Annotated in this window: 2 protein-coding genes; both read right to left on the bottom strand. The window is 70.5% G+C overall.

What is annotated here, in order from left to right; genetic code table 11:
• Window positions 1-926, bottom strand: a 926-nt coding sequence (locus tag ACYVPE_RS39410; protein ID WP_461038664.1) for a beta-ketoacyl synthase N-terminal-like domain-containing protein, incomplete at its 3' end; no start/stop codon positions are given.
• 28 nt (window positions 927-954) lie between these two features.
• On the bottom strand, window positions 955-4,005 hold a 3,051-nt coding region (locus ACYVPE_RS39405), incomplete at its 5' end, for an SDR family NAD(P)-dependent oxidoreductase (protein ID WP_461038663.1).

The raw sequence follows: 4,005 nt of genomic DNA, 5'->3' as shown, positions 1-4,005 counted from the left end.
CCGTTACTCGCACCGTCCTGGTTGATCGCCGAACCCCGCACCACCGCCAACACCCGATGCCCAAGCCGCCGCGCATCCGACAACCGCTCCAACACCAACAACCCCGCACCCTCACCCCACCCCGTCCCATCCGCAGCAGCCGCGAACGGCTTACACCGACCATCGGCCGACAACCCCCGCTGACGACTGAACTCCACGAAGATCCCCGGGGTGGACATGATGGTGACCCCTCCGGCGAGGGCGAGTGAGCACTCGCCCTGACGCAGGGACTGGGCCGCCATGTGGAGGGCCACCAGCGACGACGAGCACGCCGTGTCCACCGACACCGCAGGCCCCTCCAGACCGAACACGTACGAGATACGCCCCGAGGCCACGCTCGTCGTCTGGCCCGTGACCCGGTATCCCTCGTACTCGCCGGACCCCGCCGCTGCCGTGCCGCCGTAGCCCTGCGCGACGACGCCGAGGAAGACGCCGGTGTCGGTGCCCCGCACGGCTCCGGGGGCGAGACCGGCTCGTTCGAACAGTTCCCACGTCGTCTCCAGCAGCAGGCGCTGCTGTGGGTCCATCGCCGCGGCCTCTCGCGGGTTGATGCCGAAGAACGCCGCGTCGAAGTCACCCGCGTCGTGCATGAACCCGCCGTGCCGCGTATACGAGGTGCCTGGATGATCCGGGTCCGGGTCGTACAGGTCCTCCACGAGCCAGCCTCGGTCCGTGGGGAAGTCGGATATGGCCTCCCGCCCGTCCGCGAGCAGCTGCCACAACTCCTCGGGCGAGGACACCCCACCCGGATAACGGCACGCCATCCCCACGATCGCCAGTGGCTCGCCCTCCTTCGCCTCCATCTCACGAATGCGGTGATTCGCAGCCTGGAGGTCGGTCGTGGCCCGCTTGAGATAGGCGCGGAGCTTCTCTTCGTTGTTGCTCATCTGGGCATGCACCTCTTGGCAGGGATGGTCAGGACGCGCCGAGTTCGCTGTCGAGCGCGGCGAAGAGTTCGTCATCGCTGGCGGCCTCGAAGCTCGCCGGTGAGCCGTCGCCGGACTGGTGTGCCTGGCGGATCCCGTTCCACCTGCGGACCAGGCTCTGTAGGCGCTGAGTCACGGCCTCGTGCTCGTCGACGCCCGTCGACAACGACGGGAGGTTCGACTCGAGCCTCTCCAGCTCCGCCAGCATGTGCTTGACCGGATCAACCGCCTCCGGTGCCAGCAGGCCGTGCACGTGCTGGGCCAGCGCGGCCGGGGTGGGGTGGTCGAAGACGAGGGTGGCGGTGAGCTTCAGCCCGGTCTCGGCTCCCAGCCGGTTGCGGAGCTCGACGGCCGTCAGGGAGTCGAAGCCGATCTCCTTGAACGCCTGGTCGGCGAGGATGCGTTCGGGCGAGCCGTGGCCGAGGACGCTGGCGACGTGTCCGCGCACCAGGTCGAGCAGCAGTTCGCGCTGCTGCTCCATCGTCAGGCCGCCGAGACGCCGCTCCCAACCCTGCTCGCCGGACTGTCCCGGGCCGTCATCGACGTTGGGGGAGCCAACGGCCAGAGCACGCGGCCTGGTGGTGGGTCCGGCCAGCTGGCTCAGCAGCGGCGGCACGGCCCCGCCGGCTGCCACCGTGCGCCGCAGCACGCTGCTGTTCAGCCCCATCGGCACGACGACCGGGTGGTGGCCGCGCCATGTGGCGTCGAACAGGCGCATGCCCTCGGCCGACGACAGTGCCCGCACCCCGAAGCGGGCCATCCGGTTCAGCCCCTGGTCGGACAGTTGCCCCGTCAGCTCGCTTGTCTCCTCCCACAACCCCCACGCCAGGGACACGCCTGGCAGGCCCTGTGCGGCGCGCTGCTGTACCAGGGCGTCGAGGAAGGCGTTGGCCGCCGCGTAGTTGCCCTGGCCGATGTTGCCCAGGACGCTGGCGGCGGAGGAGAACAGCACGAACGCGGACAGGTCCAGGTGCCGGGTCAGCTCGTGCAGATGCCAGGCCGCGTCCACCTTCGGTCGCAGCACCGCGTCGACCTTCCCGGGGCTGAGCGAGCCGATCACGCCGTCGGCGAGAACACCCGCCGCGTGCACCACGCCCGTCAACGGTCGGTCATCGGGCACGGCGGCCAACGCCTCTGCCACGCCGGCGCGTTCAGCCACATCGCACGCGACCACCCGCACCATTGCGCCGGTCGCTCCGAGCTCCTGGACCAACTCCGTGGCCCCGGGTGCTTCCAGGCCCCGTCGGCTGGTCAGCACCAGGCTCCGCACCCCGTGCTCCGCCACCAGGTGCCGCGCCAGCACCCTGCCGAGCACGCCGGTACCACCGGTGATCAGCACCGTTCCCCCGGCGTCGTCGACGGGTTCCGGAGCGGGGATGGTCAGCACGACCTTCCCGATGTGCCGGGCGTGACTGAGGTAGCGGAGTGCCTCGGCTGCCCGCCTGGTGTCCCAGGCAGACACCGGCAGCGGCCGCAGGACGCCGCGCTCGCACAGCTCCCGCAGCTCAGCGAGTATCTCGGCGATGCGGTCGGGACCTGCCTCCAGGAGGTCGAACGCCCGGTAGGCGACGCCGTGTCTCTCGCTGATCTGCTCCGGATCGCGGAGATCTGTCCGACCCATCTCGATGAACCGTCCGCCCGCGTGCTGGAGCCGCAGCGAGGCGTCGATGAACTCGTCCGTCAGGGAGTTGAGTACGACGTCGATCCGCCGATCGGTGCCCAGGTCCTTGCGGAACCGGGTCTCGAACTCGGTGCTCCGCGAGTCTCCGACGCGCCCGTCGGGCAGCCCGCGGGAGCGCAGCACGTGCTGCTTGCGGGCACTGGCGGTCGCGAAGACCGTCAGCCCCCAGTGCTCGGCCAGTTGCATCGCGGCCGATCCGACGCCTCCGGTGGCGGCGTGGATGAGCACCGACTCGCCGGCCTTCACTCCTGCCAGGTCGGCCAGCGCGTAGTAGGCCGTCAGGAACACGGCGGGGAAGGAAGCCGCCTCGGCGAACGTCCAGCCCGCCGGCATGTGGGTGAGAAGCCTGGCATCCGTCACCGTGACCGGCCCGGCACCGTCCGGCAGCAGCCCCATGACACGGTCGCCGGGCGCGACTCCACACACCGCGGACCCCGTCTCCAGGACCACCCCCGAGCCCTCCGCGGCAGTGCCCCGGTCGAACGGGATCATGCCCAGGGCCACCAGCGCGTCGCGGAAGTTGAGCCCGCCGGCGCGTACTGACACGCGTACCTCGCCCGGCTCCAGCGTCCGCAGGGCGTCGGGGTGTGGTACCAGCGACAGGTCGTCGAGGGAGCCGTTCCCCGGCACCAGCTTCCAGGCCGGCTCTCCCTCGGGCACGGCCAACCCGGCCCCCTGCGGGACCCGGGTGAGGCGGGCGGTGTGGAGGTCTCCCTCGCGAAGCGCGAGTTGGGGTTCGCTCGAACCGAGCGCCGCGGCGAACATCGCCGGGGGAGTCTCGTCTCCGTCGAGGTCCAGGAGCGTGAACCGCCCCGGGTTCTCCGACTGGGCCGAGCGCACCAGCCCCCAGACGGCCGCCTCGGCCAGACTGGCTACGGTGTCGCCAGGCAACGCGCAGATGGCGTGTCGCGTGACGACGACGAGCCGGGAAGAGGCCAGTTCGTCCCTGGACAGCCAGCGTTGGAGCAGATCCAGTGTCGCCTCGGTGAGCTTCCGCACGGCGAACGGCTCGTCGACGGGCTCGTCGACGGACGCCGGCGCGAAGACGACGATTCCGGGAGCGGCCGCCCCTGCTTCGAGCGCGTTCAGCAGTGCCGTCAGGTCGTCGTGGACGTGGGTGGCCTGTTCCCGCAGATCTCGTGAGCCTCCGCCACCGATCAGCACCCACTCGGCGGAGACGTCCTCCTCGCTGGGTGTGGTGGGGAGGGGTGGCCAGGTGAGTTCGAAGAGGGAGTCGTGGGGGGTGTTGTTGAGAGGGGAGATGTTGGTGGGTCGGGTGGTGAGGGTGGTGGTGAGGATGGGTTGGTTGTCGGGGGTGGTGAGGTGGAGGGTGTGGTGGTTGTCGTGGGTGGTGAGGTG

It is taken from the genome of Streptomyces mayteni, from assembly GCF_054783955.1.
The sequence above is the reverse complement of the archived record's forward strand: the minus strand, read 5'-3'. Positions and strand labels throughout refer to the sequence as shown.